Origin of the sequence: Paenibacillus sp. JMULE4 (assembly GCF_013337105.1) — a bacterium.
In the GTDB taxonomy this organism is placed as follows: domain Bacteria; phylum Bacillota; class Bacilli; order Paenibacillales; family NBRC-103111; genus Paenibacillus_G; species Paenibacillus_G naphthalenovorans.
On record NZ_SGWF01000014.1, the window covers coordinates 582,340 to 598,769 of the forward strand.

Sequence of the window (16,430 nt, forward strand, 5' to 3'; positions counted from 1 at the left end):
AAACGCGTGAGGTATCCAGTGGGGGTATTGGCTATGTATTTGGCGGGACAAAGGCTAGAAGAAATTTCCTTTTTCCGTAAGCTGAGCATTAGCGGACGAAAGCTCGGACTGGAAATTTTGGTCTTCACACCAGATGATGTAGATAAAACCAGGTCCCGGATTCACGCTTTGAAATATAATCCTGCAATGGGGAAGTGGGTCCGAAAGTGGACCAGATTTCCGCCCATCATCTATGACCGCTGCCGTTACCATGGACTTGAAAATTTTCGCAAGCTGACAAGATTCCGCAAGCAGTACAGTTCCTTACGCTATTTAAGCCGCCCCCTCACCAACAAGTGGTCCATGCATCAGCTTCTATCCGAGAATTCAAGTATCAAACCTCACCTGCCGGCAACCGTCAAGTATAAAGATGCAAAAGAACTGGGCCAATTTCTCAAAAAGCATCCGGTCATCTTCATGAAGCCAAAAAGCGGAACTGGAGGCCGCGGCATCATCCGACTGCAGCGGCTTCGAGGCGGAGTCTATCTGATGCAGGGGCGCGACCCGAACCGGCGAATACTTCCCATGCATAAGGTGACCTTAGCGCAGATACCTGTGAAGCTTCGTGATTGGAAACTGGAAGAGAAATACATCCTTCAGCAAGGAATTCCACTTCGCTTAAAAGACGGCCGGGTTCACGACTTTCGCATGCTGGTGCAAAAAGACGGCAACGGAGAATGGCAGATCACCGGCTGCGCCGGCCGGATCGGGCCCGCACAGTCCGTTACTTCCAATCTGCACGGCGGAGGCACCGCCATTTCGATGGATGCCTTGCTGAAGAAGCGTTTCAATTCGGATGACGTCGTGAAGAACATTAAAAAGAGCGCATACGAACTCGGTCTAAACGTAATGAAGCACCTTGAGGATAAATTCGGCAGACTTTGCGAGGCGGGGATTGACCTGGCTGTTGATCCCAAAGGACATGTCTGGCTGCTTGAAGTCAATCCGAAGCCTTCGCGGGAAGTCTTTTACCGGATCGGAGAATTAGAAACGTACCGGATAGCCGTCAGACGTCCTCTCGAATTCGCACTTTGGCTGAACAAACAAAAAATCAGCGGCGTAACCCGCTGATTTTTTCCATTTTCTAATGGGATTTCCGTTATAATGCAAGTCGCTTCCTTCACGCTTCGTCTACTAGCTTCAGCAGTTCGCTGAAATCCGCAATCCTCACGTCTGCCTGATCCAGCTCTCCTTCCTTGCGGAAGCCGGCATAATCGCAGCCGACGACAAACAATCCGTTGGCATGTCCCGCCTCCACGTCGGAGGAGCGGTCACCTACCATCCAAGCGGAGCTTACCCCGTGCCGATCCAAGAGCATCCGTACCAGATCCGCCTTCGACCGGGTTCGGTACTCCCCTGCGCTGTAAAGTCCGCCCGGCTCAAACAGCGTCTCCAGACCTTGGTATCGGATGACCCCCTTCACATAATCCTCCAGTCCGTTGCTTGCGATAACAGCCGTATTCCCCTGCTGCGGAGCCCCTGAAGAGTATGGGCTACACCGTCATACAGCTTCCCGTCGCCCCGCTCCATCCCTTCAATCTGCAGCTTTAACAGGAGCTCGTCCGCTCTGCGGTGAACTGCTTGGTCCACCTCGGGCATCACCATCTGCCAAATATGCTCGAGCAGCATGCCCAGACCGCTGAGAACGTACTTTTCCGGCGGCGTTTCGCCTTCATACAGTCCCTCCTCGCGCAGTCTGTCGAACGTCGCCCGATAAGCCGGCAGCAGCAACGTCTCCGTTTGAAACAAGGTCCCGTCCAGGTCGAAGATCATAGCCTCCGGCTTTGTGATTGCAATCGCCAATTCGTTTTCCTCCCCTGTCCTTCAAAAACGTCAAGTTCTATACAACCATGATTTGCAAAGAATGTCAATTAGGCATTGTCCACTGCTTTTATTCCTTTCCTGCAACAACCATCCACTCGTCAATTGTAATGGAGCGAATGGCCCCATCTTTCAGCACCAATCCGCAGTACTCCTGCAAATCTTTATCCGCCTTCAGGATATGGGATTCGACCTGCTTTACCTGTTCCTCCGTTCTGGCCGTTCGCCGGACCCAGGTCGGAAACTCGAATGTCTTCTTGCGGACCCGCTGTTTCCGTACTTCCAGACCTGCATCCTTCATCCATCCGGTCCACTGAGCCAGGCTGCAGCATCGCACGTGGCTCTCATCCCTTAACTTTTCCAATGTATTGATGAACAAATCCAGACGAGCTTCCTCCGGAACCACATTATCAATAAGCAGAAGCTTGCCTCCAGGCTTCAAGACGCGTGCCGCTTCCGTAATAAACCGCCCCGGGTCAGGAAAATGATGCGCGGCAATCCGGCAGGTGACCGCATCGAAGGAGTCGTCCAGAAACGGCAAATCCTCGGCATCAGCCACCACAAATCCAACGTTGTCGCAGCCTTCCTCTATCAGATGCTTGCGAGCTGCAGCCAGCATCTCCTTTGTCAAATCCGTTGCAACTATTTGCGCTACAAATGGGGAGAGCGCTTTGGAAACATGTCCTCCTCCGGTAGCTGCGTCAAGCACTTGCCAGTCTGCTCCAGGCTCCAGCCACTCCACCAAAAGCGGAAGATCATCTCCTTTGGCATGGATGCTGCTAGTCACATATTTTTCCGCATTTCTGGAAAACTGATCCCGAACGGTTTCTTTTGCCTGTTTTGGGTCCATCATGGCTTTTTGTTCCCTCCCGCATAGTTTGATTATAAGGCGGACCGTAATTTTCAAAATCTCTTTCAAGCAACATTACCAATTTATCACAATTCGGTCGGCCCTCCCAGTTAACGCGCATTTTTTTTACTTTTTGCCCGGCGGCTTGTTGAAACGACAAAACAGGCGAAATCCGTTGACTTCGCCTGGACAAGTAAATTCGCTTATCTTACCAATGCTTTTTCGTTCAGAAAACCTTCTTCTCGCTCTGATCCGCTTTCAATATTTCTACAGCTTCACGAAACCGCAGCGAGTGGACGATCTCCCGCTCCCGCAAAAATTTGAGCCCGTCCTGCAAATCCACATCGTCCGTCAAATCAATCAACCATTGATATGTAGCTCTGGCCTTCTCTTCCGCCGCTATATCTTCATACAAATCGGCGATCGGATCTCCTTTGGCTTGAATATAAGCGGCAGTCCAAGGAACGCCCTCCGCATTGCTGTAAAACAGCGCTCGGTCATGACTGGCATAATAAGCGTCCAATCCGGCCTCCTTCAGCTGCTCCACCGTAGCATCTTTTGTCAGTTTGTATACCATCGTAGCGATCATCTCAAGATGAGCGAATTCCTCTGTCCCGATATCCGTCAGCAAACCGATAACTTTATCCGGAATCGTATAGCGTTGATTCAAATACCGCAGCGCCGCGGCCAACTCGCCGTCCGCACCGCCATATTGCTCCAGTAAAAGCTTTGCCATTCTGGGATCGCATTTACTTACCTTTACCGGATATTGCAGCTTCTTTTCATAGATCCACATGCCATTGCTCCCCTCCAGCGTTCATTGGTTAAACCTGCCATGGCCAGGGCGTCTCGATCCATTGCCAGGGATGCCTGGAATAGCTGTGGCCAAAGGCCATAAGCGGACCAAATTCCGTCTCAAAACGCCTGGCCAGATGCATTCGTTGGTGCGCGTGCTGATTGTACTGCTGAATGGCTTGAACGTCTAAAGGATGCGTATCCAGATAGAGCGTGAGTTCCACCAGCACGAAGTCAATCGCCTGCAGTTCCTGCAGCATGGTGTAAAAATGTTCCGGAAGCGGTTGTTGCATACCTATTCTCCTTCCTTCACGCTTCAGCAATTTTTCGAAATGTACGGACTAAAGAGCGCCGGCCAGAGCGTGCCGCGCATCAGCGCTTCCATCGGCGGGTATTGGGGAAGATGCATCGGTTGATAGTGAATATAAAGGTTTGGCGGGGTACTGTAAGTCTTCACTGTAATCGGCGGACACGGGTCGAACGGACTATGATACGGATGCCATACTTTCTCCTGTTCCATAACGGATGTACCTCCTTGTTCATACTACCTCTATATATACAGCTCCTGTTTGTCCATTATGTTTATTCCCGATTCTATAACGCAAAAAAAACTACGGCGGCATGAATAACTAACAGGATCTTCCTAACGGTTTGTCGAAGTAATTACGGTCAAAATTTCCAAAGGAGTTGACCCGCATTGCTTTCCAAAAACCGTCTGCGTCCACAACGGAGAATATACTTTAGACCTGAACATAAGAATTGTCCTCACTGCCAACAGAAATTACGTCGTTCACATACAGCATGGAATAAGAAAATCGCCACATTGAAAGAAGTCGTTCACGTTTGGAGCATGGCCTACCATTGCGAAAATCCAGATTGCCCGAAGCCAGGTGTATACTACAAATCGGCGGAAGCAGAAGCAATAAGCATGAAGCATTCTCCTTACGGCTTCGACGTTGTTTGCCTAGTTGGTGAACTTCGCTTCAAACGGCATATGACCCGCAAGGAGATTGCGGATGAATTGAACGCGAGAGGTGTTCAGACATCCGAACGGAGCGCACAAAATCTGTATGAACGGTATCAAACATTGCTTGCTGCTAGTCTTACTGAACATACGAAGAAAGTGCTGGCTGAAGTCACAGAACAAAACGGCGGTATTATCTTGTCTATGGATGGCGTCCAGCCAGAGAAAGGCAATGAGACACTTTATGTAATTCGTGAAGTATTCAGCGGTACTGTCTTAATAGCAAAAAACATGAAAAGTGGTTCATCTGCCGAGTTACAAACGCTCATCCAACCGATCATCGAGCAAGGCTATCCGATCGTCGGTATTGTTAGTGATGGACAGCAATCCATTCGTCTAGCGATGGAGACGCTTTTGCCCGATGTGCCTTATCAATATTGCCAGTACCATTATTTAAAAGACATCGCGAAACCGGTTGTTGATGTCGATCGAAAGTTAAAGACCGAGCTCAAGAAAAGCATGCGCGGCATTCGTGAAGTCGAGCGGAAAATCGAACAGTCGGATTCACAAGAAGCAAGCATCGCGAAGGGTTACGTTGCTGCCGTACGTGCATTGCTCTTGGAAGACGGAAATCCTCCATTAGATTTACCCGGTATGCGTATCTATGAACAGGCCCAAGCCATTCAAGCGTCCCTTCAAAAATGCTTGGATAAAAAAGGGGGCCACCCTACTTCAAAACGTTTTCAGAATATTTAGTAAAGTCGATTCCCTTCAGCAACAATACGAGAAAGTCGCTCGCTGGATGAAGCCAATCCGTCACATTGCAGAAATCCTTGAACCCAGCATGGATAAGACAAGCAAGACAGTTGAATGGGAAATGACAAAGCTGTTGGATTGGGTTCGGCTTTCCTATACCGAAGAGAATGATCTGGAAATGGTTAACAATCTCCTTAGTTACAGCAAGGGATTCTGGAAGGGACTCTTCACTTGCTACGATCATTATCATGTGCCAAGAACGAACAACGATCTGGAACGCTTCTTCCGAGCTACGAAGACACGACACCGTCGGATGACCGGGCTACGCAACTGGAACGAATACATCTTACGGAATGGTGAGATGGTTGTGCTCGTTGATGATGGACTTAAACAGGAAAACCTAATCGCCCGTTTAAGGATGGTCGACTACACAAGCTACAAGAAACAGAAAGAAAAATGGAATAACCGGTTGAGCGATAGTGTTATGCGCAAACGGTTTAAACGCGATCCACAAAATTATCTTAAAAATTTAGAAAACCAATGGCTCAAATAACATGTATGTTATTCATGCCGCCGTAGAAAAAAAAGGCTACCCGGCACATACTGGGTAACCTGAGATTAAAAAGGCCCTGTTGACAGCTTGTCTTACTAATGAATGTCCTTCTTCTTGAAGCGTCCGCCCTTCACGTCGTGAATGTTGCCGATCGCAAGAAATGCGCCCTGATCCAGTTCCTCGACGATCGATTTCAGCTTTGCTTCCTCCAGACGGTTGATTACACAGAAAATCACGAGTTTGTCGCCGCCCATGTAGCCTCCTTCACCTTGTAAATAAGTGACGCTGCGGCCCAAACGGCTGATGATGGCATCGCCGATTTCACGGCTGTTGTCGCTGATAACCCAGACCGATTTGGATTCGTCAAACCCTTCGATGGTAATATCAATCATTTTGTAAGCAATGAAATAGGCAATAAGCGAGTACATCGCCCGGTCCCAACCGAAGACAAATCCTGCGCTGCTGAGAATGAAGAGGTTAAAAAACATGACTACTTCTCCTACGGAGAATGGCGTTTTTTTGCTGAACAGAATCGCTAAAATTTCCGTACCGTCCAGCGAACCGCCAAAACGGATCACGATCCCGACCCCGATTCCGAGAATAACCCCGCCGAACACCGATGCGAGCAGAGGATCAATCGTAAGCGGAGCTACCGGATGAAGCAGCCAGGTTCCGAGGGACATCAGGATGACCGCATACAATGTGGATAGGGCAAAGGTTTTGCCGATTTGTTTATAGCCGATAAGCAAAAAAGGCAAATTGAGTAACAACAGGAATATACCGACTGGAAGGGCAGTCAAATGAGATGAAATGATCGAAATGCCTACAATGCCTCCGTCGATGATCCTGTTGGGTACGAGAAAAATTTCGAGTCCGACGGATACGAGCGCTGCCCCCAGGAAGATAAAAAATGCGCGGTGCACAATCTTCGCTGCGGACAGCTTTGAATGCTGTTTGATTTGCTGTAAGTCCGCTTGCATACAATTCCCACCTTTACTATGATTGAATGATCATGCTGTAAGTTAACCCTCCAGCTTGATGTTTATTTTAAGCAATCCGACGCGGCGCATCGCTTGATATACAATGACCATGACCGGGCCCAGAACGAGTCCGACGACGCCGATCAGTTGAAACCCTGCATACATACTGACGAGCGCGGCCAATGCGTTGATTCCGATGGCATCGCCAATGATTTTCGGCTCGATCATGCGACGGAAAATGACGATGACAATCAGCAATATGAGCAGACCGATGCCGAGTTGGGTGTTGCCGACAAGAAAACAATAGACAAGCCACGGCACAAAAACCGCGCTGACTCCCAGAACGGGAAGAATATCGACCAATATGATCAGGAGTGCGATCGCGAGCGGATAATCGACTCTGAGCATGAGCAGACCCGCCAGCGTCAATATATAAGTCAGCAAACTGATCAACAGCTGTGCGAACAAGAAACCGAGAATGGCGCGGCGCAAATCATTTAACACCGAAGAAACCTTGGACCTCGATGTCGTATCGAATAAATTCAGGAAGGATTCATACAGCTTCGGAAGATGAAATGAAATCAGATAAAGTCCGATGATGAACACGACAAAAAAATAAACAAGCTTGGAATCACTTTGGCCACCCCGAGCGAATAACCGTAAATCGCCAGCAAAATGCCGTTCAAATTTTCCGCAATCGAGCCTACGTTGGATTCCATCCATTTCACCACTTGCTCAGCCACCCCGGACGGCAGCGTTTGATACAACAGCCCGGAGCTTGAGGTCGTATTCTCAAAGAACAGGATCGCATCATTCAAATAACCCGGGGCTCTTTTCAACAATTGTATAAGCTCTGAAATGATTTTGAAGCCAACCATATAAAAAAAACCGAGTATGACCGCTGTAAATAATGTACAGGCGGCTGCCGAGGCCGTCATGCGTCCGATTCGAAAATATTTCATCATCATCTGAACGGGACGCTCTAAAAATATGGCGATCAAAATAGCCAGCAAAAACGGAAATCCGGTTGTAAACAAACCGTACAAAAGGATAGCGCCCAAGGCGCAAAATACTGCTGTTCTTAGTGACATGGATCGGCCTTCCTCCCTCACACGTTATGCTGGTTTGATTGAACGCCCGGGCTTTCCTCGGTCATTGGTTTGGCTATCTGCTGAATGGATACGCGTAATATTCTAAGCCGCTCGGCTTCCGTGATTTCGAACAAAAATGCGCCGTACTCCAGCTTTTTGCCTACATGGATTGAACCCTCCAGCTGTTTAAACATCCAGCCGCCGATGGAATCGACTTCATCGTCCTCAATCCCGAGAGCCAGCAAATCGTTAAGCTCCTCGATCAGAACGCGTCCGTCAACCGAATAGATGTCTCCCTGCTTTTCGATTTCAGAACGTTCACGGATATCAAATTCATCGTGAATTTCCCCTACGATTTCCTCCAGGATATCTTCAACTGTAAGCAGTCCCGCTGTTCCGCCGTACTCATCGACCACCACGGCAATCTGCGAACGTTTCATTTGCATGAGCTTGAGCACATGACTGATTTCCATGGCTTCGGGAACCATCAGAACAGGCCGCAAAAAATCTTTCAGATCATGCGTTTGATCGGGATCGGCCGTAAGCAGATCCGACATATGCACGAACCCGATGATGTCATCCTTGTCATCGGTCGCCACCGGATAGCGGGTATGCTTGGTTTCGTAAACGATGTTCAGATTTTCCCCGAACGTCAGTACCGTAAACAAACATTCCATATCCGTCCGGGGTACCATGACTTCCCTTGCAACCCGCTCCGAGAATTCAAAGATGTTATCGAACAAAGCCATCTCGTCTTTGTCGATGTGACCGCTTTTGGCGCTTTGATCCATCAAAATACGGATTTCTTCTTCCGTATGGGCCTCCTGCTCCACGGCAGGCTGTATCCCGATCAACCTGAGCAGCCGGTTCGCGGCACCGTTCAGAAGCCAGATGGCAGGATAAAACAATTTATAAAACATCATCAAAGGACCCGACAGCCAGAGAGATGCCGCTTCCGATTTCTGAATGGCAATGGATTTGGGGGCCAATTCACCCAGCACGATATGCAGGAAGGTAATGATAGCAAAGGCAATCCCGAAGGAAAGGGCATCTTTATACCACGCATTTCCCAGGCCAAGCCATTGGAACGCAGGCTCTACGATCAGATGAGCGATCGCGGGCTCTCCGACCCAACCCAGACCAAGAGATGCCAGCGTGATGCCAAGCTGTGTGGAGGAGAGGTAAGCATCCAGCTTCCCGGTTACGGCCAGCGCGGAGGCCGCCCTGCTGTTGCCCTCACTCTCAAGCTGCTGAAGGCGAGATTGCCTGACCTTGACCAGGGCAAACTCCGCGGCTACGAAAAAACCGTTGAGGAATACCAGAAACGCGACCAATAGAAGATTCAGAGCAATCCGTCCGAAATCGAATCCTGAACTTTGAATTTCCAAGAATCTTCAAACTCCTCCGCTTTATAAATTGCAGTCCCTTACATTACCGCACGGCGCGCCTTAAAATCCACGTCTTTGTAATAGGTGTCGGCGACAAGAAGATTCGGTCCGCAGCATGCTGCCGCTTCACAATAACAGTTCACGGATTCGCGCAAAGGGTGCCGTTTCCATCTTTCGTACACTTGATTCAACTTATCCTTGTGAATATTGCCCAGTGCAGGAACATCGGAAAAATCCGTGACGAACACATCGCCCGTGAACAAATTCACATTCAACCGATTTCGTCCGTCAGGATCGTTGCGCACGGTCACATTCGGCTCGGAACGAAGCCGGCTTACGATCTTCCAATCCTCTTCATTGCTGCTGCAGGCGTAAAACGGAAGCGTACCGAACAGCATCCACAGCTCTTTGTCCCTATGATCGAGAAGCCGGTGGATCGCTTCGCGGGTCTGATCCAATTGAAGGACCGGCAGTCCGGAAGCGAACGCACTCGGATACATAGGGTGCACCTCATGGCGCTTGCAGCCCATTTGCCGTATCAATTGGTGAATTTCAGGCAGCTTCTCATGTGTACGGTAATTAATCATCGACTCGGCGGATACGAACATGCCGCCTTTGGAAAGCTCGGCCGCATTGTTCATCATACGGTCATACATTTTGGCGGCCATTTCTTTGGATACGCGGCGATCCGTCCGCGCAAAACCGACTTCGTAGAAGTCGTCCGCACTTAAATAATTAAATGAGATATGCATCACGTCAAGATAAGGAGCAAGAAGCTCATACCTCGAAAGATCCAAAGTTATGTTGGAATTGATCTGTGAGCGGACTCCGCGCTCGCGGGCATAACGGAGAATCGGCACGATGTATTCCTTGACGGTCTTCTCATGATAGCTTGGCTCGCCGCCGGTAATGCTGATCGTCTGCAGATCCTCCACCTCATCGAGCCGGTTCAAAATCGTGCTCAGCGGAATGCGCGGTCCTTCGGTCATCGTCAGCGTCTCGCCTACCGCGCAGTGCTCGCAGCGCATATTGCATAAATTGGTTACGGTAAGCTCGATGCTCGTAAGACGGTGTTCTCCGTACAATTGGATCGAACGAAGCGGATCCCAGGGGTCGTATTCAGGAGAAAGCGGCGTCAGTTCCGCCTTCGGCATTGAAATTACGTTGAAACGTTCGGACATTATTTCTACACCTGATTCTATATAAAATAGTATAAACCTCTTGATAAAATATCTATTCTTTATTGTATCTTAATAAGTTTAAAAAGAAAACCAAAGCCCGAGAACCTTTTACCGGGTTTCGGGCTTTATTCTTATGCACGGACTTGAGTGCCGCGAGGAAGAGGCACATCCATATCATTCACGCCGGTGATCGTTACCGACAAGGCTTTGGACAAGTCGATTTCCGGCGTGTCCTTCAGTTCCTGACCCTCGGCATCCTGCAGAAGCCGAATGACCGGACGATGCGGCACCTTCGAATTCAAATCAACGACAACCCCTTTTTCACCCGTACTCAGAGTAACGGTAATGCCGATCGGATAGATGGCGATTTTATCGCGGAACAATTCAATTTTTTCCGTCTCATATAAGGTTCCGGAGCCTGTAAAAAGGATTTCCAGCGCCTGATGAGGCAGCAGCGCATTCCGGTATACGCGGTGTGTCGTCATGGCATCATAAGAATCAACCAGGCCGATGAGACGCGCATATTCGTGAATTTCGTCTCCCTTCAACCCCCGGGGATATCCGCTGCCGTCCATCCGTTCATGATGCTGGAGAGCGCAGTGCGCCGCAATCAGCGGGATGTTGGGCTCGTCCTTTAGAAATTGAAAACCGTACACGGCATGCTGCTTGATTAAATCGTATTCTTTTTCCGTTAAAGGTTCCTTTTTGCGCAGCAGCTCTAACGGAATTTGGGTCTTGCCGATATCGTGCAGCAGCGCCCCTATGCCAAGTGTCATCAATTCGTCCCGGGAATAGCCATGAGCCATGCCGAGCATCGTCGAATAGACGCAAACATTCATCGAATGATGGTATAAATAGTCATCCATTGCGCTGATATGGGTCAGCATAATCATCGATTCTTTATGATTGCTCAAATCGTTAAGGATCATGTCCATGACACTGCGAAATTCCTTGCCAAGCTGGAGTCCGGTAATGGATGTACGCTTCATCTGATCCCCCATCAGCTGTCGGAAGGAACGGCGTATTTGCGAGATGGCCCGAATCCGTGTCTCTTCGGAAATCGCGTCCTCAACCGTGATGTCACGGGTTCTCGGGTCATCGATGTAGACGAAATCGACTCCGAGATCCATAAGTCGTCGAATCATGGTTTGGGTCAATTCGACTTGTTCCATCAACAGCGGGAGTCCTTCCGAATTATAAATTCTTTTTGCGAGCCTCATACCGGACTCTACTTTGCCGATCGGGAGCAAGCGCATAGGACTAACCACATCTTCTTTCTAAAATAATTCAAAAAATCTGATACCCTATACCCCTAGCGTATCGGATTCAATGAAAAAGAGCAATATTTTTTTTCATAAATCGACAAAAAAGTTACAATAGAAGAAAAAACCAGAACAGTGCGGCAAGGACAAACCGGTAATAAGCGAAAAAGGTCAAGCTAAACCTCTGCACGAACTTGATAAACGTCACCACCGCCAGCAGTGCCACGACAAATGAAACGGCAAAGCCGATGGCGAAAAAACCGAAATCGGCGGAAGAAAAGCTTCCGGCGCTCTTTAACATCTCATACCCGGTAGCCGCGACCATCACGGGAATGGCAATAATGAACGAAAAATCGGCAGCGGCGCTCCGGCTTGCTCCGGCCAGCATACCGCCTGCAATCGTCGATCCCGAACGGGAAAAGCCGGGCCAGAGCGCGACAATCTGCCATAATCCGATCATAAAGGCCTGATAGTAACTCAGCTTGTCCACATCATCGGCCGTGACAGCGGACTGCTGTTTTTCTCCGATAATCAGCAGTATGCCTCCAAGCACAAGACCAATCAGCACCGTTTCCGGCGAGAACAGACGCTCTTTGATCCAATCACTCAGCAGATATGCGACCGTCATTGCCGGGAGGATCGCAAGCAGAATATGCAGCAAATTCAAGCCTTTACGTGCTGCTTGTTTCTTATTTCCGAACCTGAATAATCCTGCAATCCGTTTCCAATACACGATAGCCACTGCCAATATGGCGCCGAGTTGAATGACGATTTCAAAAGATTTCATCCGCTCGTCGGCTTCAGATACCCCAAGCAGAGTACCCGCCAATATCATATGGCCTGTAGAGGAGACAGGCAAAAATTCCGTTACCCCTTCCACAATACCTATTACTACCGCTACCCACCAATCGTACACAGGCTTCCCACCTCTGAAACGGATTAATGGGGTGCCGCTTGTCCATTCATGCGAACCCAGCGCTTGCGGCTGCTGTCCTTCATGGCTCTGGCGTTATGCAGCTCCTTAAGGAGTACATCCCGCAAAAATTCGGGCATAAAAAATTCGGGTTCCAAGCCTTCTGCGATCGAAAGGTAACCGATCCGAAATGTAAACATGTCGATGGTTCCTACGGTATACAGACGCTCCAGTTCGAGAGCTTCCGTCCCTACAAGAACGGAAAGTATGCGCGAGTAGGGAGCCGCCTCGGGATCATACTCGATGGTTATCCCGTCCACACAGAGTGTACCGAGTACTTTGCCCCGGAAGCCGAAGCCATAGAGCGGCTTGTTCATAAATTCGGGAAGCAGCGATTCCTCCAACGCTGTGAGCAGCTGCGCCCCGCTCAGCTTCATTCGGCAAGGATTGATCGGCGATGGGCACAATTCGAGCAGCATGCCTGCCGACACCGGGCCTTGGGGCAGCCCTCCGAGCAGCTGACCGGCGTTCACCAGCCCGATCTCGGCTCCAACCCAATCGCGCAAGCCGGCAGCAAGCAGATTCCCTAATCTGGACTCGCCGTACCAATCCACGTCCAAATCACAATCGATCCGAGCAACCTCCCGGTCAAGAGAAGCTTTAGCCTTTACAGCGTATTGCTGAATCTGTAATCGAATGCTTTCTTCCTCTTCGGATTCGGCAGCCGCCTTCACACCGCCTTCGGCGTGAAGTAAGCGCTTGGAGACGGCATCCAGCTCCAAATCGACTACCCCGACGTACTGGCCGAATTTACCTGCGGCGCATATCAGCGTACGGCCTGAACGAATCGGTTCCTCCAGCAAATGATGGGTATGTCCGCCCAGAATGAGGTCGATGCCCGGAATCTCGGCCGCCATTCTCTCATCGTTGCGCAGCCCCAAATGGGACATCACGATAAGGACGTCCACCTTCGGACGAAGCTCTGCCGCCAGCGATGCGACAGCCTCGAACGGATCAGATACATTCCACCCCAACAATCGGTAAAAATCAGTAAAGCGGGCTGTAACGCCGATAACTCCGATTTGAATACCCGATTTATTAAAAATTGCATAAGGACTCGCCCACAAAGGCAGGCTTCCTGTTTCAGCGTCCCGCAGGTTGGCAATCACTACTTTGCTCCGTGCATGCTTTCCGTACAACTCGTTCAGCACTTCAGGCGTGCAAGTTAACCCCTCGTTGTTCCCCAATGTAACGGCATCGTAGCCAATCGCATTCAGCAGCGCAATATTGGCAAGCCCTCCGGTTCCCTCCGTTTCGGGGCGCATCCGGTCGATATGGTCTCCAATATCAAGCGAAAGCGTATGTTCCGCCCCTGCTTCCTGCCGAAGGCTTGCGATGATCGAAGCGATGCGGGGCAATTGTTCAAAATGGCTGTGAATATCGTTCGTATGAAGGATACGAAGCCTAATCCGCTCCGGAATCACAAGGCCACCTTCCTTCGAGTGCGATAATTAGAATATGAATTCCATGTTCCGGATGCGGGTTTCGCAGCTGCCCAAGCGTGATTGTGTTATTGAAACCGCTGGTTGCCTCCATCCCCGACTTTTCATCGTAATAAGACACAAAATTTCACAACACTTTTCACGTGAAGACACTCTGCCGCGGCCTGCAAACGGATCGGCGTGCGGCCGGATCGGCCGCACGGCCGAGAGATTCATGCCGTATATCGGGTGCTCCAATCGATCGTTTTGCCGTTTACGCCCTTCACACGGTTGCGGGCCAAAAACGATTCGGGACAAAGGGCCGCAAGCTCGCCAGCCAAATAGCGGACGTCACCCCTTACATCATCATATACTTGGAGCACCCTCAATATACCTCCGATTTCTTTCTCGGAACTTCTTATCTATTATATCATTTATTCCTAAAAATATGGTATGCTGAATAGTAAAAACAGAGTCCGCCGATAGGCGGCGCTGCCAGAATGGAGTGACAACCATGAAGCTCAAACTTCTGCTTTTTGCCGGCTTGGCCGAAAGCATAGGCTCCCCCGTGCTGGAGCTGGATGTTGAAGAAGATAAGCTGACCCCGTCTCAGCTCAAAACGAAGCTGGCTGAATTATATCCCGAAATCGCCGCACCGCTCGCCGGTTCCTTCATCGCCGTGAATCAAGCCTACGCCGATGAGAACGTATTCATAAGCGAACAGGACGAGGTAGCGGTCATTCCTCCCGTATCCGGAGGCGAACCGGAAAACATGGAGCTTACACGGGCCCCCATTTCCATTGATCAAGTAACGGCTAAAGTACTGCATCCTCATCACGGCGCTGCACTGACGTTCATTGGAACCACCAGAGAGTTTACACACGGCAAAAGGACGACCCTGCTGGAATACGAAGCCTACGAGCCTATGGCGCTTCGCACAATGCATCAGATCGGGGACGAAATCGCCGCCAGATACCCGGGAACACTTATCGCCATTACTCATCGTCTGGGCTCTGTTCCGGTTGGAGAAATCAGCGTTGTCATCGCCGTCTCCTCTCCGCACCGGGATGCCGCATATGAATCAAGCCGCTATGCCATTGAGCGGCTGAAGCAGATTGTCCCGATCTGGAAAAAGGAAATATGGGAAGACGGCTCCGAATGGAAAGGGCATCAGCTTGGGCCTTGGAACCCTACGGCAGAGATACCGGGTCAAGGAGGTGTCTCAAAGTGACCGTACAGGACGTACAATCCTCGGCTGCTGCTGCACAAGCTTCAGCTCCCGACCCGGAACGCTATTCCCGGCAGATCCTGTTCGCACCGATCGGCAAGGAAGGCCAAGCCAAGCTTCAAAAAGCCCGCGTGGCCATTGTCGGCATGGGTGCGCTGGGTACCGTGCTGTCGAACCATATGGTACGAGCCGGGGTCGGCTTTGTACGGTTGATCGACCGGGACTTCGTTGAGAGAAGCAACCTGCAGAGACAGATGCTTTATGATGAGGCCGATGCCGCCGGTTCGGCTCCTAAAGCCGAGGCCGGAGCTGCGCGGCTGCGCGCCGCCAACTCCTCCGTGACGATCGAACCCGTAGTGACCGATCTCAACTGGTCGAATGCAGACGACCTGCTGAAGGACGTCGACCTCATTCTTGACGGAACAGACAATTTTGCCGTTCGCTTCCTGATCAATGACGTAAGCGTCAAGCACGGTATTCCATGGATATACGGGGGGGCGGTCAGTTCACGGGGCGTCAGTCTAACCATCGTACCGGGAGAAACCCCCTGTCTGCGCTGCCTGTTCGGACAACCTCCGGAACAAGGAACGACGGAGACCTGTGATACGGCGGGCGTCATCGGACCGATCATTCATACGGTCGCTTCACATCAGGGAGCAGAAGCGCTTAAAGTGCTGATCGGCGCCGATAGTCAGAGAAACCGCAAGATGATTCATTGGGACTTATGGTATAATCAATACGCCGCCGTGGATGTTTCCAAGGCGAGGAAGGCCGATTGCCCTTGCTGTGGAGAACGCCGGTTTGATTATTTAAACGCCAGCGTTCAGGAAGAAACCATTCAAACGTTATGCGGGCGAAATTCCGTACAAATTCAACCTGTACGGCCATCCGCGCTTTCTCTGGGCGAATGGGCCGACAAGCTCCGTCCACTCGGCCGTCTGGAGTTGAATCCGTTTTTGCTCAAGCTTCACTTGGAAAATGACATCACGCTTGTTTTATTTCCGGACGGCCGAATGATCGTTCAAGGAACAGACGATCCTGTAGCCGCCAAAAGCTTATACAGCCGTTATATCGGTATGTAATTATCAGCCTCGCTTCTCCTGCGATTCCAGGAAGAGCGAGGCTGCT

At 50.3% G+C, this 16,430-nt stretch carries 18 protein-coding genes and 1 pseudogene; 5 read left to right on the plus strand and 14 right to left on the minus strand.

Going from position 1 to position 16,430, the window contains the following annotated elements; all coding sequences use genetic code 11:
* The first annotated feature begins 6 nt into the window (after window positions 1-6).
* The gene (locus EXW96_RS15710; protein WP_137669887.1) at window positions 7-1,110 is read left to right on the plus strand and encodes a YheC/YheD family endospore coat-associated protein; all 1,104 of its coding nucleotides are present in this window, start codon (window positions 7-9) and stop codon (window positions 1,108-1,110) included.
* A 49-nt stretch (window positions 1,111-1,159) separates the two neighbouring features.
* On the opposite strand, the pseudogene EXW96_RS15715 reads toward EXW96_RS15710, so the two are convergent.
* The 5 genes and pseudogenes from EXW96_RS15715 to EXW96_RS15735 form a co-directional block, all read right to left on the minus strand.
* Window positions 1,160-1,812, minus strand: a pseudogene (locus tag EXW96_RS15715) (HAD family hydrolase).
* Between the two features lie 118 nt (window positions 1,813-1,930).
* The gene (locus EXW96_RS15720) at window positions 1,931-2,713 is read right to left on the minus strand and encodes a class I SAM-dependent methyltransferase (RefSeq protein WP_174350930.1); all 783 of its coding nucleotides are present in this window, start codon (window positions 2,711-2,713) and stop codon (window positions 1,931-1,933) included.
* Between the two features lie 223 nt (window positions 2,714-2,936).
* Window positions 2,937-3,506, minus strand: coding sequence for a manganese catalase family protein (locus EXW96_RS15725; RefSeq protein WP_054819312.1), 570 nt, complete (start codon window positions 3,504-3,506; stop codon window positions 2,937-2,939).
* 28 nt (window positions 3,507-3,534) lie between these two features.
* Window positions 3,535-3,798 (minus strand): spore coat protein CotJB, encoded by a 264-nt coding sequence (locus tag EXW96_RS15730; protein ID WP_174350931.1) that lies wholly within the window; start codon window positions 3,796-3,798, stop codon window positions 3,535-3,537.
* Between the two features lie 23 nt (window positions 3,799-3,821).
* Window positions 3,822-4,025, minus strand: a complete 204-nt coding sequence (locus tag EXW96_RS15735; RefSeq protein WP_174350932.1) for a spore coat associated protein CotJA — start codon at window positions 4,023-4,025, stop codon at window positions 3,822-3,824.
* A gap of 330 nt (window positions 4,026-4,355) precedes the next feature.
* Between EXW96_RS15735 and EXW96_RS15740 the strand changes: the two genes are divergently transcribed.
* Window positions 4,356-5,225, plus strand: coding sequence for a transposase (locus EXW96_RS15740; RefSeq protein WP_254611176.1), 870 nt, complete (start codon window positions 4,356-4,358; stop codon window positions 5,223-5,225).
* 46 nt (window positions 5,226-5,271) lie between these two features.
* Window positions 5,272-5,778 carry a hypothetical protein gene (locus EXW96_RS15745; protein ID WP_054820364.1) on the plus strand — a complete coding sequence of 169 codons (507 nt, stop codon included), beginning with the start codon at window positions 5,272-5,274 and terminating at the stop codon, window positions 5,776-5,778.
* Window positions 5,779-5,873: 95 nt separating this feature from the next.
* Here EXW96_RS15745 and EXW96_RS15750 read toward each other — a convergent pair whose 3' ends face one another.
* From EXW96_RS15750 to EXW96_RS15785, 9 genes are all read right to left on the minus strand, one after another.
* Window positions 5,874-6,758, minus strand: coding sequence for a YitT family protein (locus EXW96_RS15750; protein WP_062406925.1), 885 nt, complete (start codon window positions 6,756-6,758; stop codon window positions 5,874-5,876).
* 42 nt (window positions 6,759-6,800) lie between these two features.
* On the minus strand, window positions 6,801-7,364 hold the full coding sequence (locus EXW96_RS27570) for an AI-2E family transporter (RefSeq protein ID WP_309225115.1): 564 nt from the start codon (window positions 7,362-7,364) through the stop codon (window positions 6,801-6,803).
* Complete coding sequence (locus EXW96_RS27575) at window positions 7,340-7,849, minus strand: AI-2E family transporter (protein WP_254611399.1); 510 nt, start codon at window positions 7,847-7,849, stop codon at window positions 7,340-7,342. The genes EXW96_RS27570 and EXW96_RS27575 overlap by 25 nt, the downstream gene beginning before the upstream one ends.
* Before the next feature lie 17 nt (window positions 7,850-7,866).
* Window positions 7,867-9,237: a hemolysin family protein gene (locus EXW96_RS15760; protein WP_174350933.1), complete on the minus strand. Its 1,371-nt coding sequence runs from the start codon at window positions 9,235-9,237 to the stop codon at window positions 7,867-7,869.
* Between the two features lie 38 nt (window positions 9,238-9,275).
* Entirely contained in the window at window positions 9,276-10,418 is a 1,143-nt protein-coding gene (yfkAB, locus tag EXW96_RS15765) for a radical SAM/CxCxxxxC motif protein YfkAB (protein ID WP_174350934.1), read from the minus strand.
* A 131-nt stretch (window positions 10,419-10,549) separates the two neighbouring features.
* Window positions 10,550-11,590, minus strand: coding sequence for an HD-GYP domain-containing protein (locus EXW96_RS15770; protein ID WP_309225122.1), 1,041 nt, complete (start codon window positions 11,588-11,590; stop codon window positions 10,550-10,552).
* Between the two features lie 199 nt (window positions 11,591-11,789).
* Window positions 11,790-12,596 (minus strand): undecaprenyl-diphosphate phosphatase, encoded by an 807-nt coding sequence (locus tag EXW96_RS15775; protein ID WP_062406917.1) that lies wholly within the window; start codon window positions 12,594-12,596, stop codon window positions 11,790-11,792.
* Between the two features lie 23 nt (window positions 12,597-12,619).
* Window positions 12,620-14,074, minus strand: a complete 1,455-nt coding sequence (locus tag EXW96_RS15780; RefSeq protein ID WP_174350965.1) for a bifunctional metallophosphatase/5'-nucleotidase — start codon at window positions 14,072-14,074, stop codon at window positions 12,620-12,622.
* Between the two features lie 233 nt (window positions 14,075-14,307).
* Window positions 14,308-14,457 carry a hypothetical protein gene (locus EXW96_RS15785; protein WP_160327335.1) on the minus strand — a complete coding sequence of 50 codons (150 nt, stop codon included), beginning with the start codon at window positions 14,455-14,457 and terminating at the stop codon, window positions 14,308-14,310.
* Between the two features lie 131 nt (window positions 14,458-14,588).
* On the opposite strand from EXW96_RS15785, the gene EXW96_RS28085 reads away from it, so the two are divergent.
* A complete protein-coding gene (locus EXW96_RS28085; protein ID WP_054819308.1) occupies window positions 14,589-15,305 on the plus strand; it encodes a molybdenum cofactor biosynthesis protein in 717 nt (238 codons plus the stop codon).
* 74 nt (window positions 15,306-15,379) lie between these two features.
* The gene (locus EXW96_RS15795; RefSeq protein WP_309225123.1) at window positions 15,380-16,384 is read left to right on the plus strand and encodes a ThiF family adenylyltransferase; all 1,005 of its coding nucleotides are present in this window, start codon (window positions 15,380-15,382) and stop codon (window positions 16,382-16,384) included.
* Window positions 16,385-16,430 lie beyond the last annotated feature (46 nt).